Below are 26,924 nucleotides of genomic sequence, written 5' to 3'. Positions count from 1 at the left end.
GGTAAAAACCTTGGCGCATTAGGCGATGCAGGAGCAATCACTACTTCGGACGATGAATTAGCAAGCGTTGTTAAAGCTCTAAGAAATTATGGTTCTCATCTCAAATATGAAAATTTATATGAAGGCATAAATAGTCGTCTAGATGAAATACAGGCTGCGATGCTGTCTGTAACATTAAAATATCTTGATAGGGAAATAGAACGCCGAAAAGACATTGCGCACAAATATATCTCTAATATAAAAAATAACAAAATAAGATTGCCCAATGTCACTGAACGTGATCAACATGTCTGGCATCTATTTGTAATACAAACACCTGAGCGCGATCAGTTTCAAAAGTATCTTGCTGGACAAAAAATTCAGACATTAATTCATTACCCAACTCCTCCTCATAAGCAGAAGGCTTATGAAAACTGTGATTGGGTTAAAACAGTTAATTTGCCGCAAACTGAGAAAATACACAATGAAGTTCTTTCATTACCATTGGATCCGACGATGAGTGATCAAGATATTGATTATGTGATAAATATGGTTAATAAATATTGATGACACTAATTAAAACTTCAATACTTAGCTTTATTGCTACATTTTTCAGGTTGCTATCAGGATTGGTAATTAACAAAGCGATAGCGCTATATATCGGGCCTGCTGGATTAGCGACCATTGGGCAATTTCAAAATTTTACACAAGTTGTGTTGACACTTGCTCAGGGAGGAATAAATAATGGCGTAACAAAATATAATGCTGAATTGATGGCTGAAAATAAGAATATTTCAGTTCTGAATAGTACTGCTATCCGCATTAGCATTAGCGCTTCTGTGTTCGTAGGAACGCTAATGATTATCTTCGCCACTTACTTATCAGAGTATATTTTTAAGAACAGCGAGTATGGATATGTATTTATAATTTTTGGCATCACAATTGTTTTTTTTGTTCTCAATCAACTATTACTGTCTATTCTAAATGGGCTGAAAGAAATTAGAACTTTTATTGGGATAAATATATCTCAAAGTGTTTACAGTCTGTTCTTTACATCACTAGCTATATTTTTTGGGGGGTTAAATGGTGCTTTAATTGCAATGGTTACCAATCAGTCTATGATTTTTTTAAGCGTATTGTGGAGACTAAGAAAACACGCGATCATCAAATTTGATTTATTTAAGGAAATGTTTGACCATAAGACTGCTAAATCGCTTATTAAATATTCCTTAATGACATTTACAACTGTAGCTGCAGTTCCGATAACGAATTTTATACTTAGAAATTATATTGGAAACCATATTGGTTGGCAGCAAGCGGGCTACTGGCAGGCTATTTGGTATATATCTAGTATGTATTTAATGGTAATAACTACCGCTCTTAATATATATTATTTGCCGCGACTATCTGAGATTAAAGAAAAAAGAGAACTAAGAGTTGAACTAATTAATGGTTATAAAATAATTTTTCCAATTGTAATTATGTCGGCTTTAATGATATATGCAATAAAGGAATATATTACTTTTATTCTTTTTAGTAAAGATTTCCTGCCTATGATTGAATTATTTAGATGGCAACTTGTTGGGGATGTTCTGAAAATTGCTGCTTGGTTGTTAAGCTACTTGATGTTAGCAAAAGCAATGGTTAAGGAATTCATCGTTACAGAAATCTTATTTTCGATCTCTTTTATCTTGATTTCTATCTTATTTATTAATATTTATGGCTTGGTAGGTATAACATACGGTTTTGCTGTGAACTATTTGCTTTATTTGTTCGCAATGTTCGTCTTGTTGCGACATAAAATCATTAATTAATATTTCTTGAAATAGAGGTGATTTTGGATAAGTCTGATCTTCCTTTAGTAAGCGTAGCAATCATCACTTATAATCAAAGGGCTTTTCTGAAGGAATGCATTGAGTCTGTATTAATGCAAGGTTATCCTCAGTTACAAATAGTTGTTGCTGACGATTGCTCAAAAGATGGGACTCAGGATATGCTTCTCGAGTATGATAGAAAGTATCCGGGGATTTTTACATTAGAGCTATCACCATATAATGGTGGAATAACTAAAAATTCAAATAAAGCTCATTTTGCATGTAAAGGAAAATATATTTTTTGGATGGGCGGTGATGATTTAATGCTTCCAAGGAAAATACATAAACAAGTTGAATTCATGGAAAATAATCTTGATTGCACATTATGTTATCACAATTTGGATGTCTTTGAGTCAGATTCAAATGAGCATTTATATTACTTTAATAAATTAAAAAAACAAAAAATAAATGGTAAAATCGCAGAATCTATTAAATATCGGACGTTTAATGGTGCATGTTCTAGCGTAGTTAGAACTGAGAAATCACCAAAAGATGGTTATAATGAACTAATACCTGTTGCATCAGATTGGCTATATTGGATTGAATCTCTTGCAAATGGTGGTCAGGTCAGGTATATTGACGAAGTATTAGGCAGATATCGTCGACACAGTAATAATATTACAAAAAAGATAAATACGCTCTCGCAAGCTGAAATCGATCATTTAAATACTTGTAATATAGTTATCGCTAAATATCCTCAATATACTAGTGAAGCACTTTATGCATATTCTGAAATATTATTTCATTTAAGAAAAAAGTTAGATTACAAAAATTCCGTGTATGTTAGTCTAAAAATAAGTTTCAGATATAAAAAAGCAATTGCCTTATTAATCTATTTATTTACCTTCGGCAAGGTTAAGGTTTAACTATGTGCGGGATGGCTGGTTATATCGATTTCAACAAAAAAACTCAGGTTGATGTTTTAAAAGAAATGACAGATGTTCTACATCACCGTGGCCCTGATGATTGCGGACTTCTAACCGAAGAGTTTGAAAATTGTACTGTTGCTCTTGGGCATCGGCGGTTATCTATACTGGATCTATCTGCTCATGGTCACCAACCAATGAGCTATATGAATCTCACTATAGTGTACAATGGTGAAGTTTATAATTTTAAAGAGATCAGAAATGAGTTAATTGAAGAAAATTATACTTTTGATTCAGACTCGGATACAGAGGTTTTGCTAAAGGGATGGCATCGCTGGGGGCCAAAGCTAATTGGAAAGCTTAATGGGATGTTTGCATTAGTTATTCTTGATAAGACTCAGCAAAAAGTTATTCTACTACGCGACCGTGCTGGAGTTAAACCTCTTTACTGGTATTTTGAAAATGGAGTATTCTTATTTGCTAGTGAATTAAAAAGTTTCCATAAGCATGATGGTTTCAATAAGAAAATTTCGAATGAAGGCTTGAGGCTTTTTTTTCAATATGGCTATATACCTCAGCCTTTTACAATATTTGAAGGTGGCTTTAAGCTAGAGTCTGGTCATTATTTAGTCATTGATATCGTTACTAAGAATATACAAAAAAAATGCTATTGGAATGTTTCCGACTGCTATGATAAACCGAAATTTGATATTTCCGAAAATGAAGCTATAGATAGATGCGAAAGCTTGCTGAGTTCAGCCTGTGAATATCGTATGGTTGCTGATGTTCCAGTAGGTATTTTTCTAAGTGGTGGATATGATTCTTCTGCTGTAGCAGCTTTACTACAAGCCAATCGTGCTAACAAATTAAAAACATTTACTATTGGTTTTAATGAAGAGTCATTTAATGAGGCTCAGTATGCAAAGAATACTGCAAATTATTTAGGTACTGATCATATAGAATATTATTGCACCAGTGAGGATGCAAAAGAAATATTACCTATTCTTCCTGATATCTGGGACGAACCCTTCGCAGATCCCTCTGCAATCCCGACAATTCTGGTTAGCAGATTAGCAAGAAAGGACGTAACGGTCTCACTGAGTGCTGATGGAGGTGATGAGCTTTTTGGTGGCTATGATAAATACACAGCGATAAAAAGGAAAAAGGATTTATTTAACAAAATACCTTCAGTTGCATATCCTGCTGTAAAAGCTTTATTAAAGAGTAAGTTAACTCAACAAGTCTTCGAGTATGCACATTATGATAATGCTGCTGATCGATTAGAACGACTTGCAAATATGATAGGACAGGATGAGAGCGGTTTATTGAAAACATCATCTTGCGTATTTACAGATACAGAACTTCAGCATTTATTTACGCGTGAAGTTCTTGACGTGCATACTGCATTTGATGAGCGCTTAAATGGAAATTGGTTAGATAATATCCTTGCAATTGATTATAAGACATATCAGGTAGACAACATATTAACGAAAGTTGATCGTGCTACTATGTCATGCTCTCTCGAAGGAAGAGAGCCTTTGCTGGATTACAAATTGATCGAATTTGTTGCAAGACTAGATCCTCAACTAAAAATAAAAAATAATTGTAGAAAATACATTTTGAAAAAAATCGTACATAAATATATCCCTCAATCGATGCTAGATCGTCCAAAACAAGGCTTTGGTATTCCTGTGTCAGATTGGTTAGGTGATCAACTAAAAGTGTATGTTTCTTATTATTTGGATGAGAACCGAATTGCAAAGTCAGAAATATTAAATCCTCACATGGTAAGGGCAATTTGCAAAGACTATTTTTCAGGGAATAATAATAAAGTTAACTTTAAAAAGATTTGGTTTTTGCTTATGTTTGAGATGTGGAGAGAGAAATGGATGTAAATGATAAGAGCATTACATTGCTTATTAGTTCACTTCGACCCGGTGGTGCTGAGGGGGTCTGTGTAACCGTTGCTAACGGACTCGCTAGATTAGGTTGGGATATTACTTTAGTTGTATTAAATCTTACAAACTCCACTCGTCAATCCCAGATCGATAAATCAATTAATATTTACTCTCTAAATTGTGAACATGCAAGAGACTCATTTTTTAAGCTTTTAAAATATCTGAAAGTAAATAATCCTAAAAAAATATTGGTGTTTAATCATCAATTAGCTATTATTCTGGTATTTCTTCGCATGATTACTAGAAGTAAATATATTATAATCGCGCGAAATATAAATACATTAAGTCTTGAAAAGAAAAACACTAAAAGTTTTTGGCATAAATATATTATAACTATTTTCATTCGATGCTTTTATCATAAAGTTGATCATATAATTGCTCAATCAGCTGGTATGAAAAAAGATCTGATAAATTATTTAGGCTTTGCTGACGAAAAAATCTCTGTAATTTATAATCCTGTAAATGAGAGTTTTTCTGATTTTTCTAGAAAGATGGATTGGAGTAATTCTAACAGAGATGAATATGTTCTTTGCGTCGGACGATTAGAACAACAAAAGGCATTCCATTATGCTATCGATATTTTTTCTAGGATCATATTGAAGCATGAAAAAATTCACATGATTATTATTGGTGAAGGAAGCCAAAAAAACAACCTCATTGACTATGCTCATCGTCTTGGCATAGAAAGTAAAATAGATTTTTTAGGATTCAGAGATGACCTTGAGGAATATTATAGTAAAGCAAAGGTTGTATTGCTTACTTCACTATTTGAAGGCTTTCCTAACGTTCTGGTTGAAGCTCTGACAGTAGGTACACCTGTTGTGTCGTTTAATTGTCAAAATGGTCCTTCGGAAATTATAAAATCTGGTAATGGATTTCTGGTCAGTTTTAAAGATATATTTGATGGAGTTGAAAAGTTAAATTTAGCTTTACTAAAGGAATGGGATTACAAAAAAATCGCAACTGATGCAGAAAAATATCACGCTGCTGTCGTTGTTAATTATTATTCAGATATACTAGCAAGAAATTACTAACTATGATGATGTTGGGTTTTATATGATATATTTCACGACCCTTTCTATATTTTTTATAATTGTAGTCTTGATTATAATTAATAAAAATAATTTGTTTTCTCCTTCAGTTTTGTTACCTTTAGTCGTGATATGTACGTTGTGTCCTGTGTTGTTTATTAAGGGTATTTTTTATTCTCCTTCAATATATTCTCTTTTATATATTACTGCATGTATTATAACTTTTTCTTGCTTTTCTTTTATTTTTGAAAATATTTCAATAAATAAGGTTGAGGCTGATAAAAGTTTATTTTTTAATAAGAGGCTTTATTATTTAGTATCTATTGTCTCTCTACTTCTTTGCAGCTTAATGCTAAAAGCATATCTTGACGAAATAGTTAGTTTTAATAGTTTTAGTCATTATGCAGAATATTACAGAGCAGTGTCAACTTCAGGAGAATATGATCTTAAAAATAATGTTAATTATCTTGTGAGAAATGCTGATATGATAGCATTGCCGCTATCAGTAATTGGACTTTACATTTGGTCAACTAGGTGTGTAAGCTTATTATTCAAATTAACAGTAATTACTTTTTTAATTTTTTCTTTCTTATTGCCTATTTTCAGCGTCGCTCGTTCAGGGGCTATAAGAGCCAGCATAGTTCTATTGGGTGTTGTTATCGTTTTTTTTCATCTTAGATGGAAGTTTGCAGTTTTCCTGTTTGGTTTTATCTTCGTACTTTACACCGGAGCTGGCTTTATTTTTGGTTATGGCTCTGGTGGATATGACAATCTTTCTGACTCGCTAGGGTATTTCTTTATCTCATTTTTACGCTATCTTTCAGGTGGATATTTTGCTTTTGATCATTATCTTCTAGGTAATGTAAACATATTCTTCAGATTTGCTTTTTTTGATAGTTTATTTAATAAATTTGATTCTGTTTTAGATACAGTTGGATTTATAGATAATTGCACAATTTGTTACCCTGAAAATTATGTTGATTTTGTTCAGGTAGGTCCTGGATATAATTTTGTATCAAATGTTTATACAGCATTTGGGGTTGTATTTAGCAATATGGGATGGGGAGGTGTTTTTTATTTTGGAGTAACCGGTGCTATTATGGGAACATTGTATTCACAAGTAAGAAAAGGGAATGTCTTTTTTTCAATGATTTATTGCTTCCTACTACCAGGAATTTTACTTATCTCATTTAGTGAATATTTTTTCGCTCAAATTCCAATAATTTTACGGTTTGTTTTTTTATACTTTATATTGTTTAAACTTAAACCAAATAAAAGTATGGGGTGATATTTTGAAAATTAGAGTCCTTTTTGTTGTATCAACATTAAAACGATCCGGCCCCATAAATCAATTATTCAATCTTTTAAGTAATCTGGGAAGATTTGAGTTAGAATTAGTAATCGTTACACTATCGCAAGAATCAACTGATTCAAGGTGGAATGATTTTGTTTCAATTGGAGTTGATGTTCGTTCTTTGAATTTGACAAGACTACAAAGCATATTCCTTTCTAAAGCTAAGTTACAAAGACTGGTTCAGATTATTAAACCTGATGTCGTGCACTCGCAAGGTATTCGTGCTGATGTATTAAACTCATTTTTACGTGGTAATTTTATAAGAGTTTGCACCATACATAACTATCCCCAAAAAGACTTTATAAAGAGGTATGGGATATTATTGGGATTTTCTATGGTTAAACTCCAGATCGGTGCTATAAAAAAGATAGAGCATGTGATAGGGGTATCTAAATCAGTTACAAATAACTTGAAAGAAAATTTTAATGTGAAAAATGCCAGCTCTATATTAAACGGAGTTGATACAGCTCTTTTTTTTCCGTTATCCTTGGAAAGGAAATGTGAATTAAAAGCGAAGATGGGATTTTCTGAACATCATAAGATATGGATTTCAAGCGGTCATTTAAGTGCATTGAAGCGTCCGGAAATTTTAATTGAATCTTTTTTACGTAATAAGAATAGTTTTGAAAATGATGTATTAGTATTTTTGGGCGAAGGTGAACTCAAAGAAGATCTTGAAAGAAAATATGCAAACGCTTCTAACGTATTATTCATGGGGCGTGTACATAATGTTGTAGATTATCTTCAGATTTCGGATTACTTCGTTTCTGCTTCAAGTACTGAAGGTTTACCTATGGCTGTTATTGAAGCCTTGTCCTGCGGCCTACCTGTCTTATTATCAAAAATTGAACCGCATAAAGAAATAGTCACGCTTGATAATAATATCGGTGTTATCTCTGATAATGATACAGATATGTCACAACTTTTTGTATCTTTAGCACAGAATGATTGGAAAAGTATGTCTCATGCAAGCAGGGCGTTAGTAATTAATAAGCTAAGCGCTGAAGTGATGGGTTCACAATATCAACATCTTTATTCCAAGAGTGTCCAAAATAAATGAATTTTTCAGTATTGATGGCTGTATATATTGCTGATGATGCTCATTATTTACATCAAGCAATTGAAAGTATATGGGATTTTCAGTCTATTAAACCTGCCCAAGTTGTTCTGGTTCAGGATGGACCTTTGAAGCCAGAACATTATAATGTAATTGAGCAGTGGAAGCATCGACTCGGTGATATTCTCACTATTATCCCTTTATCAGAGAACGTTGGGTTGGGTATAGCTTTAAATGAAGGCTTATTGAATTGTAAGTATGAATTAGTAGCAAGAATGGATAGCGATGATATAGCTTTAGCTGATAGATTTAAGATTCAAATACCTTACATGTTACAGAATACAGATATTGCTGCTTCTAGCGGTTTTGTCGAAGAGTGGGATGAAAAAATGTCAACCTTATTAGGTACTAGACATGTCCCCACTCATCATGACTCCATTGTGAAAATGGCTAAATTTCGCTCACCCCTGAGTCACCCTGCGGCGATATTTAGACGTGATATAGTTTTGAACTTGGGGGGATATCCCGGGTTGCGCAAGGCGCAGGACTTCGCTTTATGGTCTTTACTTATAAAAAAAAGCTATAAACTGTCAAATGTACCTGATGTTTTGCTAAAAATGAGGACGGGTAACAGTTTGATAAGTAGAAGAGGAATTAGGCACTTTAAATATGAGGTCGAACTTCTCAAGTTTCAACGTTCTATTGGATTTTTATCATTTACAAAATATTGTATTAATATCGTTCTTAAAGGAGGGTTGCGTTTATCACCTGTCTTTTTTAAAAAAATTGCTTACAAGGTGTTGCGTTAGATAAATATAGTCACTAATTTATTAAGATGAAGGTAGCCTAATGGCTATTTTAGTAACAGGTGGGGCAGGTGATATTGGTTCTCATATCGTTTTGGAACTATTACAAAATGGATATGAGGCGGTTGTAATAGATAATTTATCCAACTCAAGTATGGAATCTTTGCGGAGGGTGGAGTTTCTTTTCGGGAAGAGAATTCATATATCGGATATTACCAATAAAAATAGTTTAAAAGAAATATTTACAAGTCATAGCATAAGTGGTGTTATTCATTTTACTGGATCGAAATCTGTTTCTGAGTCTATTAGAGATCCTATATTATAAAAATAATGTCTATGGAATTCCTTCTTCGGTGCCATTGACAGAAATGAGTCCTATTGGTAATACCACAATCCCTTATGGCACATCTAAATTAATGGTAGAGCATATTTTAAAAGATTTTACTTTAGCTAAGCCAAATGTCAGAGTTACTTGCTTAAGATATTTTTCGGTAAAATCGTCTCTTATGTTTAGGAATTCTCCCAGCTGCGTGCCACATCTGATGAATACAACTGGGATCTGAACTACAGCGAAATTGCGAAGATCTTCCGTGCTGGCTGCATTATTCGTGTGCAGTTCCTGCAGAAAATCACCGATGCCTATGCAGAAAATGCGGGTATCGCTAACCTGCTGCTGGCATCGTACTTCAAGAAAATTGTCGATGAGTATCAGCAAGCGCTGCGTGATATCGTGGCTTATGCAGTGCAGAATGGCATCCTGGTACCGACGTTCTCCGCAGCTATCGCTTACTCTGACAGCTGTCGTGCGGCAGTTCTGCCTGCTAACCTGATTCAGGCACAGCGCGATTACTTTGGCGCGCATGCCTATAAATGCGCAGATAAAGAAGGTGTGTTCCACACTGCGTGGCTGGATTAATCTGATTTAAGCCTCATAGTTAAGGCGAGGCTCGGAGCGATTACACTAAACGGTGTTTTACGCGGAGATAGGGCTGAGTACTTGGTTAGATGACGATATAATGTGAGCCAACCTGCCCAGTGAGTTGCCTTGATAGGCTATCAGCATCAGGGTTAAAAACCCCAACAGTTGTTTAGATTGTGGTGGAGAACTATTGCCACTCAAATGTTTAACCAGAAGAAGTTAGAGCTAATGAAAATAACTATTTCAGGAACAGGTTATGTAGGCCTTTCAAACGGCATCCTGATTGCCCAAAATCACGAAGTGGTAACGTTAGATATTTTGCAGGCTAAAGTGGACATGCTTAATCAGAAGCAGTCACCAATTGTTGACAAAGAGATTGAAGAGTATCTAACAACTAAAGACCTCAACTTCCGCGCTACAACAGACAAGCATGACGCATACAGGAACGCTGATTACATCATCATCGCCACTCCAACCGATTACGATCCTAAAACCAACTATTTCAATACGTCCAGTGTTGAAGCGGTGATCCGCGACGTAACAGAAATCAATCCACAGGCGGTGATGATCATAAAATCAACTATTCCTGTGGGCTTCACTCAGTCGATTAAAGAACGTCTGGGCATTAAAAACGTTATTTTCTCACCGGAGTTCCTGCGTGAGGGACGTGCGCTATACGACAACTTGCATCCTTCCCGAATTGTGATTGGTGAACGATCTGAACGTGCTGAAAAATTTGCGACATTGCTACAGGAAGGTGCAATCAAGCAGGATATCCCGATCCTGTTTACTGATTCAACTGAAGCGGAAGCTATCAAGCTCTTTGCCAATACTTACCTTGCGATGCGTGTGGCTTATTTTAATGAGCTTGATAGCTACGCAGAAAGTTTAGGTCTGAATTCCCGCCAAATCATAGAAGGCGTATGTCTTGACCCACGTATTGGTCATCACTATAACAACCCGTCCTTTGGCTATGGTGGATATTGCCTGCCAAAAGATACCAAACAGCTTTTGGCGAATTATCAGTCCGTACCAAATAATATTATCTCGGCGATTGTCGACGCTAACCGTACCCGAAAGGATTTTGTTGCTGATTCGATCCTCGCGCGTAAGCCGAAGGTGGTCGGCGTTTACCGTCTAATCATGAAAAGTGGATCTGACAACTTCCGTGCTTCTTCCATTCAGGGGATCATGAAACGCATCAAAGCCAAGGGCATATCGGTTATTGTTTATGAACCGGTTATGAAGGAAAATGAGTTTTTCCACTCTCGCGTAGTGCATGAGCTGGATACCTTTAAACAGGAAGCTGACGTTATTATCTCCAACCGTATGGCTCAAGAGCTGGCTGATGTAGCGGATAAAGTGTATACACGCGATTTATTTGGTAACGACTGAGTTACCCTTGATTGTTGCGAAGAAAAAGCTCCTCATTTTGAGGGGCTTTTTGCATTTTATGTCTATAGTTGCAGTTTTGTCGAGATACCTGTGCTGGATCCTGATTCAAACATTGTAAAAACTACGATACCAATCGACAAATCTTTTTACTCCATCTTTCACAGTTGTCTCTGGTTTAAATCCAATGACCTCAAAGAGGGCCTTGGTATCAGCACTGGTCTCTAAAACATCACCAGGTTGGATCGGCATCATATTCTTCTGAGACTCCACTCCAAGAGCATCTTCCAGCGCGTTGATATAATCCATCAACTCCACTGGTGAGCTATTACCAATGTTATAAACACGATATGGAGCTGAACTTGTTGCTGGAGATCCAGTCTCTACCGTCCATTGCGGATCTGGCAAAGGAATAACATCTTGCAAGCGAATAATGGCCTCGACGATGTCATCAATGAAGGTGAAGTCACGCTTCATTTTGCCGTAGTTATATACGTCAATGCTTTTCCCTTCGAGCATGGCTTTAGTGAACTTAAACAGAGCCATGTCTGGGCGACCCCAAGGGCCGTAGACGGTGAAAAAACGTAGACCAGTGGTTGGCAAACAGTAGAGATGTGAATACGTATGTGCCATCAACTCGTTGGCTTTTTTGGTTGCCGCATATAGCGAAACCGGGTGATCAACAGAATCATCTGTCGAGAACGGCATTTTACGGTTCAGACCGTATACAGAACTGGAAGAAGCGTATAGCAGGTGTTGCACATTATTGTGACGGCAACCTTCTAGTATGTTAAGGTGACCGACAAGGTTTGCATCCGCGTAGGCATGAGGGTTCTCTAGCGAATAACGCACACCAGCCTGTGCGGCGAGATGAATAACACGGTCAAACTGCTCGGTAGCGAAAAGTTCGGCCATTTTATCGCGGTCGGCCAGATCGATTTTGTGAAAGTTGAAACTGGGATCTTTCAATAAATCCAAACGTGACTGCTTCAGATTAATGTCGTAGTAGTCGTTTAAATTATCAATACCGACCACCTGATAACCCGCCTCCAAAAGACGTTTGCTGACATGGAAACCGATAAAGCCGGCAGCGCCGGTAACCAGGTATTTCATTTACTCCCCTATATATTTTGAGCAGACTGTAACCAGTTGATACAGCAGAAAGCAAAATCATACCTCTAAGCGACAAAAAAAGATAATCTATGGTCACCTATATGAACGCATCCCGTTTGCAAGACAAAAGTTATTGTGGCATTGAAGGTAGCGGTAATTGTCAACATAGTTGGCACCATTAATAAATTTAAGCCGCCCGTTTTTCTCGCTCGGGATTCAACGTCACTGTTTCTACCCACTGCCAGTTTCTTGTGCTGCGCGACCAGCGTTTCGGGTGTGTGAACTTAGCTTGACGATAAACGGCATCCCGCTGCTTTAAAATCACTTTGTCTTCGCCTCTGTGCCGTTAACCCGATGTCACATAACTTATCCCACTATGACGGTTCTCTTCGTTATACCAGTCGGTAAAATTATCCCCCCAGACACGCGCTTGTGTCAGATCACTGAAGCCGCCCTCCGACCACACCGGCACATATTTCAGCGTTCGGAACAGCGATTCTGCATAGGCATTATCATTACTGACCCGTGGGCGGCTGTGTTATGGGGTAATAGCCAGTTCCCGAAGTTTGACCTGCAGTGTTTGTGATTTCATCGCGGCACCATTGTCGGCATGCAGTATCAGTGAGTCACGCCAGCATTGCTCCTTCCAGACTGTGCGCTGCACCAGCTCCGCCGCTAACTCACCCTCACCACTCTCGACTTCATGGACTTCATAACCGACAATTTTTCGGCTGAAAATATCGATTATTATATACAGATAAAACCAGCGGCCTTTTACCGTTGACGCGATCCACGTAATATCCCACGCCCAAAGCTGGGTAGGTTTTCCATCAGTATAATTTAGACCCGTTTGCCCTGGGAAGGTCATCTTGTATCTTTAATCTGGTTTATGATGGTTAAGTGAGATTGGCAACAATCATGCAGTCAGGTAACCATCAAGGGATTAAGCCCGTTAATGAGCTTTCGGCGCATGATTGTTACTTTTCTTCGAGAAACCCGAACAGTTGCTCATTAGTGTCCGGTATTTCTTGACCGCTACAGACACAATATAGGCTACGGCTGTGGTACTAGATAATATCTTTAACTGATAAAATAGAAGTTGGTACTACACACTTAGTAGAAAAAACACACGCAGCAGAAATGGATACTGTAGAAAATTACAACTACATCTGTAACAATTTAATCAAAACATGCTAAACATCGTCCTATTCGAACCAGAAATCCCGCCTAATACAGGCAATATCATCCGCCTGTGTGCCAACACAGGCTGTCAACTTCATCTCATTCAACCTTTGGGTTTTACATGGGATGACAAACGCCTGCGTCGTGCAGGGTTGGATTACCATGAGTTTGCCAATATCAAACAACATCACGATTACAACGCATTCCTGAAAAGTGAAGGACTCAATTCGGTCAATTCACAATCCCCTTCTGGAGCACGTCTGTTTGCTTTAACCACAAAAGGCACTCCGGCACACAGTAATGTGAGTTATTGTGATGGTGATTATCTGATGTTTGGCCCGGAAACCCGTGGCTTACCATCTTATGTATTAGATAACATGCCCTCAGAACAAAAAATCAGAATCCCCATGCTGCCAGATAGCCGTAGTATGAATCTGTCCAATACTGTTGCTGTGGTTGTGTTTGAAGCATGGCGGCAACTGGGTTATCCGGGTGCGTTACTGCGGGATTAATACATAACATTCAGCGCCTAACCCGCGCTGAATGCTCTACTTATTACTCATAAGAAAAAAATGGTACTTTAAATCCCATCCCCATTCTCAAACCCGTTATTTATTCCATTAAAATGCTGGTTCATATCCAGTGATGGCTTATCACTTTCCGGTTTTCCGACAATCCGCGCCGGTACGCCAGCTACTGTGGTATGGGGTGGAACGGGTCTTAATACAACAGATCCTGCCCCGATTTTTGCGCCGCGACCAATCTCGATATTTCCGAGGATTTTGGAACCCGCTCCAATCATCACCCCTTCACGTACTTTCGGATGACGATCTCCTCCCGCTTTGCCCGTACCCCCAAGGGTTACCGATTGCAGAATGGATACATCATTTTCAACAACCGCCGTCTCACCAATCACAATGCCAGTTGCATGGTCAAGCATGATGCCACAGCCAATTTTCGCGGCAGGATGGATGTCTACACCAAATGAAACTGAGATCTGGTTTTGCAGATAGATTGCCAATGCGTTGCGATCTTGTTTCCACAACCAATGCGCAATACGGTAGGCCTGTAGTGCATGGAAGCCCTTAAGGTAAAGTAATGGAGTGGAGTATTTATCTACCGCCGGATCACGTAACCGGACAGCTTTGATATCACTTGCTGCGGATTCGATCATCTTAGGATCACTGCGATATGCACTTTCAACGACTTCTCTGACTTCAATGGGAGGCATAATCGGAGTTGCCAGCTTATTTGCCAGCATATAGCTCAGGGCACTACCAAGATTTTCATGCTTGAGTAGTGTCGCGTGAAAAAAACTGGCCAACATGGGTTCACAGTCTGCCAGCGCTTTTGCCTCATTTTTTATATTTTTCCAGACTTCGATCAGTTCTTCTCGCGACATATCAGTCGTTCCTATCTTACTTAAGAATGAGAGCTTTCTCCCTCATCTCTTGTTGCTCTCCCCAATAATGCCTGAGCAGCTTCAATCACATTTTTATTGCAGTACAGGATCTGGTAAATCTGCTCTGTAATAGGCATTTCAACCCCTACTCTTTCCGCCAGTGCACGAACTTCTTTGGTATTACGATATCCTTCAACCACTTGCCCAATCTCATGTTGAGCATCATCAACATTAATACCCTGCCCCAGCATCATGCCAAAACGACGGTTACGAGATTGGTTGTCAGTACAGGTCAGAACTAAGTCACCTAATCCAGCCATTCCCATGAATGTAGATGGATCGGCTCCCAATGCCACACCGAGACGGCTCATCTCCGCCAATCCGCGGGTAATCAACGCCGTGCGGGCATTCGCCCCGAATCCCATACCATCAGAGATACCCGCACCAATTGCAATAACATTTTTTATTGCCCCCCCGAGTTGAACTCCAATGAAATCAGGGTTCTTGTATACCCGGAAGCTTTTGCCGCAATGGAAAAACTGTTGGAGCGCCTCACCAAACTCAGGGGTTGTAGCAGAGACAGCAATCGCTGTTGGTAAACCTGCCGCCAGCTCTTTTGCGAATGTCGGGCCTGAGACGACTGCCAAGGGGATTTCATTGCCTAATATCTCACGAGCCACATCTTGTAATAAGCGCCCTGTTTCAGCTTCAAGGCCCTTGGTTGCCCAAACAATACGGCTATCATGTTGCAAATGTGGTTTTATTTGCTGTAAGACATCACCAAAAACGTGGCTGGGAACCACTATCAGGATGTTCTGGCTGGCTGATACCGCGCTCTTCAGATCTGCTTCAAGCAGTAAACTATCAGGGAAAGAAACATCCGGCAAAAATGCCTGATTACAACGCGCTTGTTGCAAGGCATGAACGTGCTCAGGGTTATGTCCCCAAAGCACAACCTCATGCCCATTACGAGCCAAAGTAATGGCTAAAGCGGTGCCGTATGAACCGGCACCGATCACTGTCATAGAAGCAGTATTCATTAGGCTTCCTGTTCAGCCTCATTAGGCTGAGATTCAGCCTGCTGTTGCAGGTAGTTCATGAACAAAGCATCAAAGTTAACTGGAGCCAGGTTCAGTTGTGGGAAAGTACCACGCCCGACCAAGCTAGTGATGCATTCACGAGCATATGGGAACAGAATGTTCGGGCAATATGCACCTAAGCAATGGGCCAGTTGGGTTCCTTCAATGCCATCAATAGAGAAAATACCTGCTTGCTGAACTTCACACAGAAATGCGGTTTCTTCCCCTAATGTCGCCGTAACGGTGACACGCAGAACAACTTCATAGACTCCCTGAGCCAATTCACTGGAAGCAGTATCCAGATCCAATTTAACTTCCGGCTGCCAGTCCTGCTGGAAAATCTGAGGCGCTTTTGGTGCTTCGAAAGAAACATCTTTCGTGTAAATACGCTGGATCTGGAAAGCCATTTCTGTGTTGTTTTGTTCTGACATAATAATTACCTTTTTCAGACGTCCTTATTAAACCTTCGATAATGCAAGCATTCTGCCTGCATCTCAGCTTGTTATCTCTTGCCTCGGGCCAATGGCAGATTTTCACCCGCCCACCCAGCGATCCCCTCTTTCAGGGAATAAACCTGCTCAAAACCGGAGCGAATCAAGTTCTCCGCCGGTGTTCTGGATTCCAATCCATTCGCCGAAACAACAATGACAGGCTGTTTTTTATGTTTATCCAACTCACCCAGATTATTATCTTTAATCTCAGATGGCGTCAGGTTAACGGAACCAATAATATGCCCTCTGCGGAAATCGTCACGGGAGCGTAAATCCACGACGATTGCATCTTCCTTATTGATAAAATGAATAGCTTGCGCACGGGTGATCTCTTTACTCTTGGAGAACACGCTTTTTGCCGTCATAACGATGACAGCCACCAGCAATGCAATCCAAGCAAGGCTCAGGATCGTGTTCCGGCTAATAAATTGCATGATTTCTTGCAGCATGGAGGGCAACAACTCCCGTTAGTTAATAACAAATATCTAAGGTAGCAGAGTATACCTGTGTGTTGCGTCAATTACAGCCAATTAGCACTAACACTATGCACATTTGTGCAGATTTTGCGGAGAGTTTCGAGAAAAATTAAAAAATACACCGAGAAGCACTTAATTGTAATGCATCATTAAAATCTTTCATGTCACATTGAGCTGGGGCAGGATCTTCGACAATATATGAACTAAATTAACTAAAACTTATATTGACGATAAAAAACAGGCTGTTCTCTGGTCAGGGGCAATTCCTCATGAAATAATCGGGCACTATATAGCAGAATAAAAGATAGCAGAATAAAAGATAACAGAAAGGCATAGCAGCAGGGTACTCAATAAGATGGCTGAAAATAAGGACCTAAAGCGCCGTACGAATCGGCAGAAGCAATATCAGTGGCAAAAGAAAACCAGAGGGTTATCGCTCTGTGCCTTGTTGTTCGCCTTTTTCAGCCTCAGTATAAGTGCTTTCGCCAACCAGATCTCAGAGAATAAAAATCAGCTCAAAGATATTCAGCAGGATATTGCCGAGAAAGAGAAAAGTGTAAAACAACAGCAAAAACAACGCACTGACCTCGTTAATCAATTGAAAGAACAAGAAAGCACGATCTCAGAAGTAGGCCGCTCTCTGCACGGTACACAGGCTCGCCTGAGTAAACTGGGAAACGAACTCTCATCAATGAATACAAATATCAAACGGCTGCAAACGCAACAAAAAGAACAACGTAAATTACTTGCCAGTCAATTGAATGCCGCATTTCGGCAAGGAAATCACCAAGGATTAGAGTTGTTGCTCAATGGCGAAGAAACTCAACGTAAAGAACGTATTCTTGCTTATTACAGTTATCTGAATCAGGCACGCCAAGAAACTATCTCCAAACTGCAAAAAACAACAGAAGAACTTAACCAGCAAAAAAAATTACAACTGGAAAAGCAAAGCGAACAAACAGTAATACTGAACAGTCAGAAGCAACAAAAACAAAAAATGGAAGTTGCCCGTTCTGCACGACAAAACACGTTAACAATGCTCGAATCTTCATTGAAAAAAGATCAACAGAGTCTGACGGAGCTTAGGCAAAATGAAACCAGCTTGAGAAATAAAATTGCCAAAGCTGAACGAGAAGCCAAAGCCCGTGCTGAACGTGAAGCTCGTGAGGCTGCTCGCGTTCGTGCCCAAGTTGCCGCTAAACAAAAACAGGCTCAGAAAAAAGGCTCCAGCTACAAACCGACAGAAGATGAACGTGCTCTCATGGCCCGGACAGGTGGTCTTGGGCGTCCGGCAGGTCAAGCAATCTGGCCTGTACGCGGCAGTGTCATCCATAGTTTCGGTGAAGCAATACAGGGTGAACTGCGCTGGAAAGGCATTGTTATCGCCGCCGCAGAAGGTACAGAAGTGAGAGCTATCTCAGATGGGCGCGTATTACTGGCAGATTGGTTGCAAGGCTATGGTTTGGTTGTCGTCATTGAGCATGGTAAAGGTGACATGAGCATTTACGGTTACAACCAAAGCACACTAGTTAAAGTTGGGCAGCAGGTTCGGGCAGGTCAGCCAATCGCACTGGTCGGCAGCAGCGGCGGGCAAAAGCAACCTTCACTGTACTTTGAAATTCGTCGTCAAGGGCGAGCTGTTAATCCATTACCGTGGTTAGGTAGATAGGATAAAGAACAACATAGGATGAACACACTAATGATGAAGATGCAGTATCTATTAATAAAACATGTTAGTTCGCTAACTCTGTTATTCTGGATACTGCTATTCGTCATATCATTGACGTTTACCTTAAATGCCCACGCTGCACGTTTAGCCATTGTGATTGATGATGTTGGCTACCGTGTTCACGAGGAAAACAAGATATTACAAATGCCTGTTGCGGTTTCTATCGCAATACTGCCCAATTCTCCACACGGCAGGAAAATGGCAGAAAAAGCCCATCAACAAGGGCGGGAAGTGTTGATCCACCTGCCGATGGCGCCACTAAGCAAGCAACCTTTGGAAAAAAATACCCTGCATCCGGCCATGAGTCAGGAAGAAATTGGTCGTATTATTCAGGATGCGATACAGAAAGTTCCCCATGCTGTTGGCATGAATAATCATATGGGTAGCGCAATGACATCCAATCTCAGTGGCATGGAAAAAGTGATGCAAATATTATCTCGTCACCATCTCTACTTTCTGGATAGTGTCACGATTGGGAACACACAAGTCACTAAAGCAGCGATAGGAACATCTGTTCCAGTCATCCGCCGAAATGTTTTTTTGGATAATGTTCAAACCGAAGCTGAAACAAAACACCAACTCAACCGGGCAATTGCCCTTGCCCGTAGACAAGGTTTTGCTATTGCCATTGGGCATCCACATTCAACAACTGTACGCGCCTTACAGCAAACTCTCGCAACATTACCCAGTGATATTGAGTTGGTAACACCCAGTATGTTACTAAACCACAGACCTACAAATAAGAACAACCAACAAATAGCACGCAAGTGCAAGCCTGGCGAATCAGAGCCAGCCCCAGTAACTCAGTTGGCTTATATCAAGATGATAGGAAAAGAATTAGCTAACAATATTGTCATCAATACCTTAAATCAGCACATTCAAAAACTCTTGAGTAATACCCCAGAACAAGAAGCTTCCGATCTCTTAGATAAGACAGAAAACGATAAGGCAGAAAGAAACCAAACAAAGAAAAACAAAGCAGCAGACAAAATAAAATCACAACAAAAAAATGTTCACACAGGCGCCCATAAAACAGGCGTCCATAAAACAAGGGACGCCTGTTCTAACCTTTAACTTCTTTTTAGGTAGTTAAAATTTTTAATCCCAATTTAGGATAACTTTGCCAGATTGCCCTGACCGCATGATATCAAAGCCTTTCTGGTAATCATCAACCGAGAATTGATGAGTAATAATTGGAGTCAGATCTAAGCCAGATTGGATCAACGCTGCCATTTTGTACCATGTTTCGAACATCTCACGTCCGTAGATGCCTTTGATAAACAGCCCCTTAAAGATGACCTGATTCCAATCTATCGCCATGTCTGAAGGTGGAATGCCCAATAATGCAATGCGTCCACCATGATTCATGGTATTAAGCAAGGTACGGAACGCAGATGGTGCACCGGACATTTCCAGTCCAACATCAAAACCTTCCGTCATTCCCAGCTCTGCCATCACATCGGTCAAATTCTCTTTGCTGACATTCACGGCACGGGTAACGCCCATTTTACGAGCCAACTCAAGGCGATATTCGTTCACATCCGTAATCACGACATGACGGGCACCAACATGCTTACACACCGCCGCCGCCATAATTCCGATAGGGCCAGCACCGGATACCAGTACATCTTCCCCCACTAAATCAAAAGACAGCGCTGTATGTACCGCATTACCAAAAGGATCAAAAATAGCCGCCAACTCATCCGGAATATTGTCCGGAATTTTAAAGGCGTTAAAGGCCGGGATTACCAGATATTCAGCAAAAGCACCCTCACGGTTCACACCAACGCCAGTGGTATTACGGCACAAATGAGTACGACCACCACGGCAGTTACGGCAATGACCACAAGTGATATGCCCTTCACCGGAAACGCGATCACCAATTTTGAATCCTTTTACTTCCTGACCAATCGCAACCACTTCACCGACATATTCGTGCCCTACCACCATCGGAACGGGGATAGTTTTCTGGGACCAATCATCCCAGTTATAGATGTGAACATCCGTACCACAAATGGCCGTTTTACGGATTTTAATCATCACATCATTGTGCCCGAGTTCCGGAGTGGGCACATCCGTCATCCAAATCCCTTCCTCTGACTTTAATTTTGATAATGCTTTCATAGTGACACCTTATGCAATGACGTCCAATTGCTTGCCAATGCGTGTAAACGCCGCCACCACTTGCTCAATTTGTTCTTCAGTATGGGCTGCTGAAATCTGGGTTCGAATGCGCGCTTGGCCTTTAGGAACAACCGGATAGAAGAATCCAATCACATAGATGCCTTCTTTCAGCAATTCAGCCGCAAATTCTTGTGCTAATTTAGCATCACCCAGCATGACAGGGATAATGGCATGATCTGCTCCCGCTAAAGTGAAACCTGCGGCAGTCATTTTCTCACGGAACAGATTCGCATTTTTCCAGAGACGCTCACGCAGATCATCTCCATTTTCCAACATATCCAGCACCTTGATAGATGCAGAAACAATGGCAGGAGCCAGTGAGTTGGAGAACAGATAAGGGCGTGAACGCTGACGCAGCCACTCAACAACTTCTTTACGTGCAGCGGTATAACCACCAGACGCGCCGCCCAGAGCCTTACCCAGCGTACCAGTGATAATATCGACACGCCCCATGACATCACAATATTCATGTGTGCCACGGCCATTTTTACCGACGAACCCAACCGCATGTGAATCATCCACCATGACCAATGCACCAAATTCATCAGCCAGATCACAGATGGATTTCAAATCAGCAATCACTCCGTCCATTGAAAAGACGCCATCTGTTGCGATCAGAATATTTTGCGCACCTTCGGCCTTCGCTTTCTCCAACTGCGCTCTTAATTCCTGCATGTCATTATTGGCATAACGGTAACGTTTCGCTTTACATAAACGGATACCATCAATGATGGAAGCGTGGTTCAAAGCATCAGAAATAATGGCATCTTCCGGCCCAAACAGCGTTTCAAACAGGCCGCCGTTGGCATCAAAACACGAAGAGTACAGAATGGCATCTTCCATACCCAAAAATTCAGCTATCTTATTTTCTAATTCTTTATGGGAGTCTTGCGTACCACAAATAAAACGAACGGATGCCATACCAAAACCGTGGCTATCCATTCCTGCTTTTGCAGCAGCGATCAGGTCAGGGTGATTAGCCAAACCTAAGTAGTTGTTGGCACAAAAATTAATGACTTGGTTACCCTCTGCGACAGCAATATTGGCATCCTGGGAAGAGGTGATGATACGCTCAGTTTTAAATAGACCTTCAGAGCGGGCTTGTTCCAATTGCGAATTAATTTGCTGGTAAAATGACGCTGACATTTTTCTCTCCTGAGTACCTAAGTAAGTGGAAGGCTGGATGTATTTTACTGATAGATATTGCCAGTGACGACACACCAAGAAAGATAATATCAACTTTGTAAAGCCGATCACGGCCCGAAGCCTGTTCTGAGACAATATTTCAGGATATTCCCCTGTTTAACCTACTGTCGTCAGTAGGGTTAAGTGTTATTATACGCCCCAAAGATATACCCAACTGACTATTTAGAGGTGAGCCAAATGATTATTGTCACTGGTGGCGCAGGGTTTATTGGCAGCAATATTGTCAAGGCACTGAATGATGAAGGCTATAAGGATATTCTTGTTGTTGATAACCTGAAAGACGGCACAAAGTTCGTCAATTTAGTTGATTTGGATATCACCGATTATATAGATAAGGAAGATTTCATTGCCAGCATCGTTGCCGGTGATGATTTAGGTGATATTGATGCCGTTTTCCATGAAGGTGCATGCTCATCCACAACGGAATGGGATGGTAAGTATATGATGGACAATAATTATCAATACTCCAAAGATGTATTGCATTATTGCCTTGAGCGCCAAATCCCGTTCCTGTATGCCTCTTCTGCCGCAACTTACGGTGGCCGCAGTGATAATTTTATTGAAGAGCGTCAATACGAAAAACCTCTCAATGTTTATGGTTACTCCAAGTTCCTTTTTGACCAATATGTTCGCGATATTTTACCTCATGCAGATTCCCAGATTTGTGGATTCCGTTATTTCAATGTCTATGGGCCGCGCGAAGGGCATAAAGGCAGCATGGCCAGTGTCGCCTATCATTTAAATGATCAGATCCACCAAGGGCAAAATCCGAAGTTATTTGCCGGTAGCGAACATTTCCGTCGCGATTTTATCTATGTCGGCGATGTTGCCGCAGTCAATCTATGGTTCTGGAAAAACAATGTATCCGGCATTTTTAACTGTGGAACAGGCCGTGCTGAGTCTTTCCAGGCTATTGCAGATGCCGTTACTGAATTCCATACAGAAAAATCTCCAGTTGTGGAATACATCGATTTTCCAGAAAAATTAAAAGGCCGCTACCAGAGTTTTACTCAGGCAGATCTGACCAAACTTCGGGCCGCTGGTTATGAAAAACCATTCAAAACCGTTGCCGAAGGTGTCGCTGAATATATGCAATGGCTCAATCAGGATAATTAATCGACTTCTATGAAGATATTGGTGATCGGCCCATCATGGGTGGGTGACATGATGATGTCACAAAGCCTCTACCGTACTTTGAAGGCTTTGTACCCGAATGCAGAAATTGATGTGATGGCACCGGCATGGTGCCGCCCATTACTGGCAAAAATGCCAGAAGTGAATCAAGCACTAGCCATGCCGCTTGGTCATGGTGCACTTGCCTTGGGTGAGCGTCGCCGCCTCGGAATCGCATTGCGTGAAAATAAATATGATCGCGCCTATGTGTTACCCAACTCATTCAAATCTGCACTCGTGTCTTTCTTCGCCAATATCCCGCTGCGTACAGGCTGGCGTGGTGAAATGCGTTATGGGCTACTGAATGATATCCGAGTCCTGAATAAAAGTGCTTTTCCTCTCATGGTTCAGCGCTATGTTGCTCTCGCGTATGAAGGGAAAAACATACATAGCGCCGATGACATTCCACAACCTCTCTTGTGGCCGCAGTTAACCGTCAATGACGAAGATATTGCAGAATCGACCTCAGCCTTCAATATTGCTGATCACCGCCCTATTATTGGCTTCTGCCCGGGCGCTGAATTCGGCCCGGCTAAACGCTGGCCGCATTATCACTATGCCGCGCTTGCCGAGCAATTAATTACCCAGAAAGGCTATCAGATTCTGCTGTTTGGTTCCGCCAAAGATCACGCAGCGGGTGAAGATATTCGAACTCTTTTAAGTGATGAGGCCTGCGAAGATTGTCTCAATCTGGCAGGCAAAACATCACTTGAGCAAGCAGTTAATATCATCGCAGCTTGTGATGCCATCGTGACGAACGATTCAGGTCTGATGCATGTTGCAGCAGCCTTAAATCGTCCGTTGGTAGCGCTATATGGCCCAAGCAGCCCAGATTTTACGCCTCCCCTTTCAGACAAGGCTGAAGTGATCCGTCTGATTACGGGCTATCATAAAATCAGAAAAGGTGACAGCGATGGCGGTTATCATCAAAGCTTGATTGATATTCAACCTGAGATGGTTTTAGCTTCATTAGAGAAACTGCTACAGGTGGAGAGCCAGCATTAATGCGTGTTTTACTGGTAAAAACATCTTCAATGGGCGATGTGTTACATTCTCTGCCAGCATTAACCGATGCTAAAAAACATTTTCCTGACATTCAATTTGATTGGGTGGTGGAAGAGGGATTTGCTCAAATTCCAACTTGGCACAGTGCAGTCGAAAATGTTATTCCCGTCGCGATTCGCCGTTGGCGGAAAAATTGGTTCAGAAAAGATATTCGTGAAGAGCGAGCGCTATTCCGGAAACAACTACAACAGCACCAATATGACGCCATTATTGATGCCCAAGGGCTGTTAAAAAGTGCTTTTTTGGTGACTCGATTAGCTCATGGACCAAAACATGGCTACGACAAAAAAAGCATCCGCGAACCTATCGCCAGCTTCTTCTACGATCATCATCATGCCGTTAGTAAGCAACAACATGCAGTTGAGCGCATTCGGGCCTTGTTTGCGGATAGCTTGGGCTATAAAAAGCCATCGGAACAAGGTGACTATGCCATTGCCCGCCATTTTCTGAATCAACAAACAGAAAACCAAGGCCATTATCTCGTTTTCCTACACGCAACTACCCGCGATGAAAAACACTGGCCTGAAAATCACTGGCGACAACTTATCGCAGAACTCCAGACAACGGGAATGCGCATCAAACTACCCTGGGGTGCAGAGCATGAGCATCAGCGGGCATTACGGTTGGCAGAAGGATTTTCTCATGTTGAAGTACTGCCTAAACTGACACTCGCTGAAGTCGCCCAGATCCTTGCTGGCGCACGAGCGGTGGTTTCCGTCGATACGGGGCTGAGCCATCTGACAGCCGCGCTTGATAGACCTAATATCACCCTATTTGGTCCGACAGATCCCGGTTTGATCGGTGGATATGGTAAAGAGCAACATTCTCTAAAATCGGCGGATAATACGATGCAAAGTATTACACCATCGGAGGTTATGTTGCTCTTGCAGCAAGTGTTAAAAAAGCACTTTTCCTAGTTGTAATGTTTCACACCAACGGCTTTTATACTCAAACGTAGGATTACCCAAGGAGTAACGCATGGTTTTGCCACCCTGCTGACACAGTGCTTTTGCTTCTTGGATATTTACCCACATCAAGATACTTCCGACACTGAGATGAGCATATTCTGAATCATAGCCACCATTAATAGCATCAAAGGAGATCCATTTAGGGCTATCTGCCTTCAAGACAAAATCATAAGCACAAGGTTTGCCGTTGATCAGTAACACATTGCCAAATATATGCTCACGAAGTTCTGTATTTATTTCAATCAGATGCTTTTTTTGTTCCTCTGAATGGCTATAATTCCAACGTTTTTGATACAAATCGATATAAATATTCACTAATTCTTCGGCACTAAACTCACTTGAAGGACGAATTTCCCCTCCTGCGCGCTTGAACTTATTGATCTCGTTACTACGATTACGGCGAGTTTTGTAAGAAAAATTATCTTTTATCAAGCAAATTTGACGCTTATTGAAAAGAGGTCTGTAACTGGCATTAATAAAGTTTTCTTCGTGGATAGGTGATAATCTCTTTGATTTTATTGGTAAAAATAGCTTAACGCCTGTTGCGATAGGGAAAATAATTTCATCATAGGGTAGTGGATATCTCGTTTGCATACTTTCAGTTAACTTTTTGTTATCGAAAGTAAAACAGGCCCCTTGAATTCCAGTTTCTGTTTTTTTGATATAAAAGCAAAACTTCCCATCAAGATGTCTATCCAGAAAAGATATGATGTTGGGGTGTGTTGATGTACATCCTCCAAACAGCTCATAGGCTTCTTTATACTGTTCAAAATCGCCGTTTTTCCATCCCGAAAGAAGTGCTTTTGCAGCTTCCATAGAAAGTATCTCCATAAAAGTATTCTGGCTTTATCTGTCAATAACTAAAAAAATTAGCCGAATTTTCTATTTTACATAAAAATAAAGTAATGAGATACAACTACATCATTAAACGATAAGTAACGTTAACTTTTATTATTAAGCACATTTTAAATGTTCAGAGTTATAATAAATTAAATATATATTTCTAAGCACCCTTAAAAAGTCATAAAAATAAATAAATGTAAACATTTTGGATTTATTATAGACAAGAAAAGCCCCAACAAAATAAAAATATGCTGGGGTTATTTATTAAAACGGAAATATCTTCTTTACAGATTCAATGATTAATTCATCAATATCTTCATTTTCATGCAACCTTCCATTTTTTGCTAGTATTTGAATTGACTCATTATAACCTGGACCCCATAATGTTTTATTTGATTTAATATCCTGATAAATTGCAACTAGTGGTTTTTTATATGCAGCTGATATATGAACAATAGATGTATCAGGTGATATCACAAGATCAGATTGAGCTATAATGGAAACCGTATGATATAATGATTCAGATTCATATCTATATATTCCATCAAATTCAGCCATATTAATAAGACGTTGATGATCCAAAAAAACTATATTGATATTCGTATATATATTCTTAAGTTTCTCTACCAATTTTTTTAATTGACACACAGAAAGACAACGGTCAACACTTCCTGCAAAAGGATTTATGATAATTGTTTTTTTGGCGTTTTTCTTTAGGTTATCAATAAATGTTTTTGTTTTAATATCTATTTCATGAGGATAATATAAGTCATAATC

Annotated in this window: 24 protein-coding genes and 3 pseudogenes; 17 read left to right on the top strand and 10 right to left on the bottom strand. The window is 40.1% G+C overall.

All coding sequences use genetic code 11. The features are described from left to right. From AB204_RS18595 to ugd, 11 genes and pseudogenes are all read left to right on the top strand, one after another. Nucleotides 1–546 (top strand): DegT/DnrJ/EryC1/StrS family aminotransferase (locus AB204_RS18595; RefSeq protein ID WP_047964874.1); only part of this gene is annotated, 546 nt, incomplete at its 5' end. Beyond that, nucleotides 546–1,793, top strand: coding sequence for an O-antigen translocase (locus AB204_RS18590; RefSeq protein WP_047964873.1), 1,248 nt, complete (start codon nt 546–548; stop codon nt 1,791–1,793). The genes AB204_RS18595 and AB204_RS18590, both read left to right, overlap by 1 nt. 23 nt (nt 1,794–1,816) lie before the next feature. After that, nucleotides 1,817–2,719 (top strand): glycosyltransferase family 2 protein, encoded by a 903-nt coding sequence (locus AB204_RS18585; protein WP_047964876.1) that lies wholly within the window; start codon nt 1,817–1,819, stop codon nt 2,717–2,719. A gap of 11 nt (nt 2,720–2,730) precedes the next feature. Further along, complete coding sequence (gene asnB, locus AB204_RS18580) at nt 2,731–4,614, top strand: asparagine synthase (glutamine-hydrolyzing) (RefSeq protein WP_235428139.1); 1,884 nt, start codon at nt 2,731–2,733, stop codon at nt 4,612–4,614. After that, nucleotides 4,605–5,711, top strand: a complete 1,107-nt coding sequence (locus AB204_RS18575; RefSeq protein WP_047964871.1) for a glycosyltransferase — start codon at nt 4,605–4,607, stop codon at nt 5,709–5,711. The genes asnB and AB204_RS18575 overlap by 10 nt, the downstream gene beginning before the upstream one ends. 22 nt (nt 5,712–5,733) lie before the next feature. Next, nucleotides 5,734–6,996 (top strand): O-antigen polymerase, encoded by a 1,263-nt coding sequence (locus AB204_RS18570; protein ID WP_047964870.1) that lies wholly within the window; start codon nt 5,734–5,736, stop codon nt 6,994–6,996. Nucleotides 6,997–7,000: 4 nt separating this feature from the next. Further along, nucleotides 7,001–8,122, top strand: a complete 1,122-nt coding sequence (locus tag AB204_RS18565; protein ID WP_047964869.1) for a glycosyltransferase family 4 protein — start codon at nt 7,001–7,003, stop codon at nt 8,120–8,122. Next, a complete protein-coding gene (locus AB204_RS18560; RefSeq protein ID WP_047964868.1) occupies nt 8,119–8,928 on the top strand; it encodes a glycosyltransferase in 810 nt (269 codons plus the stop codon). Before AB204_RS18565 ends, AB204_RS18560 begins: the two co-directional genes overlap by 4 nt. Before the next feature lie 40 nt (nt 8,929–8,968). Beyond that, a pseudogene (locus AB204_RS22115) lies at nt 8,969–9,416 on the top strand (NAD-dependent epimerase/dehydratase family protein); the annotation flags it as partial. Beyond that, nucleotides 9,407–9,841: pseudogene (locus AB204_RS18550) on the top strand (NADP-dependent phosphogluconate dehydrogenase); the annotation flags it as partial. The pseudogenes AB204_RS22115 and AB204_RS18550, both read left to right, overlap by 10 nt. A 231-nt stretch (nt 9,842–10,072) precedes the next feature. Next, entirely contained in the window at nt 10,073–11,239 is a 1,167-nt protein-coding gene (ugd, locus tag AB204_RS18545; protein WP_047964866.1) for a UDP-glucose 6-dehydrogenase, read from the top strand. Between the two features lie 105 nt (nt 11,240–11,344). On the opposite strand, the gene AB204_RS18540 is transcribed toward ugd, so the two are convergent. Next, nucleotides 11,345–12,349 (bottom strand): NAD-dependent epimerase, encoded by a 1,005-nt coding sequence (locus AB204_RS18540; RefSeq protein ID WP_047964865.1) that lies wholly within the window; start codon nt 12,347–12,349, stop codon nt 11,345–11,347. A gap of 187 nt (nt 12,350–12,536) precedes the next feature. Beyond that, nucleotides 12,537–13,166, bottom strand: a pseudogene (locus AB204_RS23655) (transposase); the annotation flags it as partial. Nucleotides 13,167–13,539: 373 nt separating this feature from the next. Here AB204_RS23655 and trmL point away from each other — a divergent pair. After that, on the top strand, nt 13,540–14,043 hold the full coding sequence (trmL, locus tag AB204_RS18530) for a tRNA (uridine(34)/cytosine(34)/5-carboxymethylaminomethyluridine(34)-2'-O)-methyltransferase TrmL (protein WP_047964864.1): 504 nt from the start codon (nt 13,540–13,542) through the stop codon (nt 14,041–14,043). 68 nt (nt 14,044–14,111) lie between these two features. Here trmL and cysE read toward each other — a convergent pair whose 3' ends face one another. The 4 genes from cysE to AB204_RS18510 all read right to left on the bottom strand — a co-directional run bounded on the left by cysE (nt 14,112) and on the right by AB204_RS18510 (nt 16,952). Continuing rightward, nucleotides 14,112–14,933, bottom strand: coding sequence for a serine O-acetyltransferase (gene cysE / locus AB204_RS18525; protein ID WP_047964863.1), 822 nt, complete (start codon nt 14,931–14,933; stop codon nt 14,112–14,114). Nucleotides 14,934–14,953: 20 nt separating this feature from the next. Then, on the bottom strand, nt 14,954–15,973 hold the full coding sequence (gpsA, locus tag AB204_RS18520; protein WP_047964862.1) for an NAD(P)H-dependent glycerol-3-phosphate dehydrogenase: 1,020 nt from the start codon (nt 15,971–15,973) through the stop codon (nt 14,954–14,956). Beyond that, the gene (secB, locus tag AB204_RS18515) at nt 15,973–16,443 is read right to left on the bottom strand and encodes a protein-export chaperone SecB (protein ID WP_047964861.1); all 471 of its coding nucleotides are present in this window, start codon (nt 16,441–16,443) and stop codon (nt 15,973–15,975) included. The genes gpsA and secB overlap by 1 nt, the downstream gene beginning before the upstream one ends. 71 nt (nt 16,444–16,514) lie before the next feature. Beyond that, complete coding sequence (locus AB204_RS18510; protein WP_047964860.1) at nt 16,515–16,952, bottom strand: rhodanese-like domain-containing protein; 438 nt, start codon at nt 16,950–16,952, stop codon at nt 16,515–16,517. 382 nt (nt 16,953–17,334) lie between these two features. Here AB204_RS18510 and envC point away from each other — a divergent pair, with 382 nt between their 5' ends. Next, entirely contained in the window at nt 17,335–18,648 is a 1,314-nt protein-coding gene (envC, locus tag AB204_RS18505) for a murein hydrolase activator EnvC (protein ID WP_047964859.1), read from the top strand. 30 nt (nt 18,649–18,678) lie between these two features. Further along, nucleotides 18,679–19,782, top strand: coding sequence for a divergent polysaccharide deacetylase family protein (locus AB204_RS18500; protein WP_084728619.1), 1,104 nt, complete (start codon nt 18,679–18,681; stop codon nt 19,780–19,782). Nucleotides 19,783–19,806: 24 nt separating this feature from the next. On the opposite strand, the gene tdh is transcribed toward AB204_RS18500, so the two are convergent. Beyond that, on the bottom strand, nt 19,807–20,832 hold the full coding sequence (gene tdh, locus AB204_RS18495) for an L-threonine 3-dehydrogenase (protein WP_047964858.1): 1,026 nt from the start codon (nt 20,830–20,832) through the stop codon (nt 19,807–19,809). Nucleotides 20,833–20,841: 9 nt separating this feature from the next. Beyond that, entirely contained in the window at nt 20,842–22,038 is a 1,197-nt protein-coding gene (gene kbl, locus AB204_RS18490; protein WP_047964857.1) for a glycine C-acetyltransferase, read from the bottom strand. A gap of 237 nt (nt 22,039–22,275) precedes the next feature. Between kbl and rfaD the strand changes: the two genes are divergently transcribed. From rfaD to rfaC, 3 genes are read left to right on the top strand one after another with little or no spacing between them, the layout of a single operon-like run. Then, entirely contained in the window at nt 22,276–23,214 is a 939-nt protein-coding gene (gene rfaD, locus AB204_RS18485) for an ADP-glyceromanno-heptose 6-epimerase (protein WP_047964856.1), read from the top strand. A gap of 9 nt (nt 23,215–23,223) precedes the next feature. Beyond that, on the top strand, nt 23,224–24,276 hold the full coding sequence (rfaF, locus tag AB204_RS18480) for an ADP-heptose--LPS heptosyltransferase RfaF (protein WP_047964855.1): 1,053 nt from the start codon (nt 23,224–23,226) through the stop codon (nt 24,274–24,276). Beyond that, nucleotides 24,276–25,253: a lipopolysaccharide heptosyltransferase RfaC gene (rfaC, locus tag AB204_RS18475; RefSeq protein ID WP_047964854.1), complete on the top strand. Its 978-nt coding sequence runs from the start codon at nt 24,276–24,278 to the stop codon at nt 25,251–25,253. The genes rfaF and rfaC overlap by 1 nt, the downstream gene beginning before the upstream one ends. Here rfaC and AB204_RS18470 read toward each other — a convergent pair. Continuing rightward, nucleotides 25,233–26,120 carry a GNAT family N-acetyltransferase gene (locus AB204_RS18470; protein ID WP_047964853.1) on the bottom strand — a complete coding sequence of 296 codons (888 nt, stop codon included), beginning with the start codon at nt 26,118–26,120 and terminating at the stop codon, nt 25,233–25,235. The genes rfaC and AB204_RS18470 overlap by 21 nt on opposite strands. Before the next feature lie 291 nt (nt 26,121–26,411). After that, nucleotides 26,412–26,924 (bottom strand): glycosyltransferase family 9 protein (locus AB204_RS18465; protein ID WP_047964852.1); only part of this gene is annotated, 513 nt, incomplete at its 5' end.

The sequence above is a fragment of the Xenorhabdus khoisanae genome (genome assembly GCF_001037465.1).
In the GTDB taxonomy this organism is placed as follows: Bacteria; Pseudomonadota; Gammaproteobacteria; order Enterobacterales; family Enterobacteriaceae; genus Xenorhabdus; species Xenorhabdus khoisanae.
This window is presented reverse-complemented; position numbering and strand designations above follow the sequence as displayed.

Bases quoted from the DNA above. Each gene is read 5' to 3' on its own strand.
- rfaF (WP_047964855.1), top strand. From the start codon at position 23,224: ATGAAGATATTGGTGATCGGCCCATCATGGGTGGGTGACATGATGATG.
- AB204_RS18590 (WP_047964873.1), top strand. From the start codon at position 546: ATGACACTAATTAAAACTTCAATACTTAGCTTTATTGCTACATTTTTC.
- AB204_RS18575 (WP_047964871.1), top strand. From the start codon at position 4,605: ATGGATGTAAATGATAAGAGCATTACATTGCTTATTAGTTCACTTCGA.
- asnB (WP_235428139.1), top strand. From the start codon at position 2,731: ATGGCTGGTTATATCGATTTCAACAAAAAAACTCAGGTTGATGTTTTA.
- AB204_RS18570 (WP_047964870.1), top strand. From the start codon at position 5,734: ATGATATATTTCACGACCCTTTCTATATTTTTTATAATTGTAGTCTTG.
- rfaC (WP_047964854.1), top strand. From the start codon at position 24,276: ATGCGTGTTTTACTGGTAAAAACATCTTCAATGGGCGATGTGTTACAT.
- AB204_RS18560 (WP_047964868.1), top strand. From the start codon at position 8,119: ATGAATTTTTCAGTATTGATGGCTGTATATATTGCTGATGATGCTCAT.
- rfaD (WP_047964856.1), top strand. From the start codon at position 22,276: ATGATTATTGTCACTGGTGGCGCAGGGTTTATTGGCAGCAATATTGTC.
- gpsA (WP_047964862.1), bottom strand. From the start codon at position 15,973: ATGAATACTGCTTCTATGACAGTGATCGGTGCCGGTTCATACGGCACC.
- ugd (WP_047964866.1), top strand. From the start codon at position 10,073: ATGAAAATAACTATTTCAGGAACAGGTTATGTAGGCCTTTCAAACGGC.
- AB204_RS18540 (WP_047964865.1), bottom strand. From the start codon at position 12,349: ATGAAATACCTGGTTACCGGCGCTGCCGGCTTTATCGGTTTCCATGTC.
- AB204_RS18500 (WP_084728619.1), top strand. From the start codon at position 18,679: ATGATGAAGATGCAGTATCTATTAATAAAACATGTTAGTTCGCTAACT.
- trmL (WP_047964864.1), top strand. From the start codon at position 13,540: ATGCTAAACATCGTCCTATTCGAACCAGAAATCCCGCCTAATACAGGC.
- envC (WP_047964859.1), top strand. From the start codon at position 17,335: ATGGCTGAAAATAAGGACCTAAAGCGCCGTACGAATCGGCAGAAGCAA.
- cysE (WP_047964863.1), bottom strand. From the start codon at position 14,933: ATGTCGCGAGAAGAACTGATCGAAGTCTGGAAAAATATAAAAAATGAG.
- AB204_RS18510 (WP_047964860.1), bottom strand. From the start codon at position 16,952: ATGCTGCAAGAAATCATGCAATTTATTAGCCGGAACACGATCCTGAGC.
- secB (WP_047964861.1), bottom strand. From the start codon at position 16,443: ATGTCAGAACAAAACAACACAGAAATGGCTTTCCAGATCCAGCGTATT.
- AB204_RS18470 (WP_047964853.1), bottom strand. From the start codon at position 26,120: ATGGAAGCTGCAAAAGCACTTCTTTCGGGATGGAAAAACGGCGATTTT.
- kbl (WP_047964857.1), bottom strand. From the start codon at position 22,038: ATGTCAGCGTCATTTTACCAGCAAATTAATTCGCAATTGGAACAAGCC.
- tdh (WP_047964858.1), bottom strand. From the start codon at position 20,832: ATGAAAGCATTATCAAAATTAAAGTCAGAGGAAGGGATTTGGATGACG.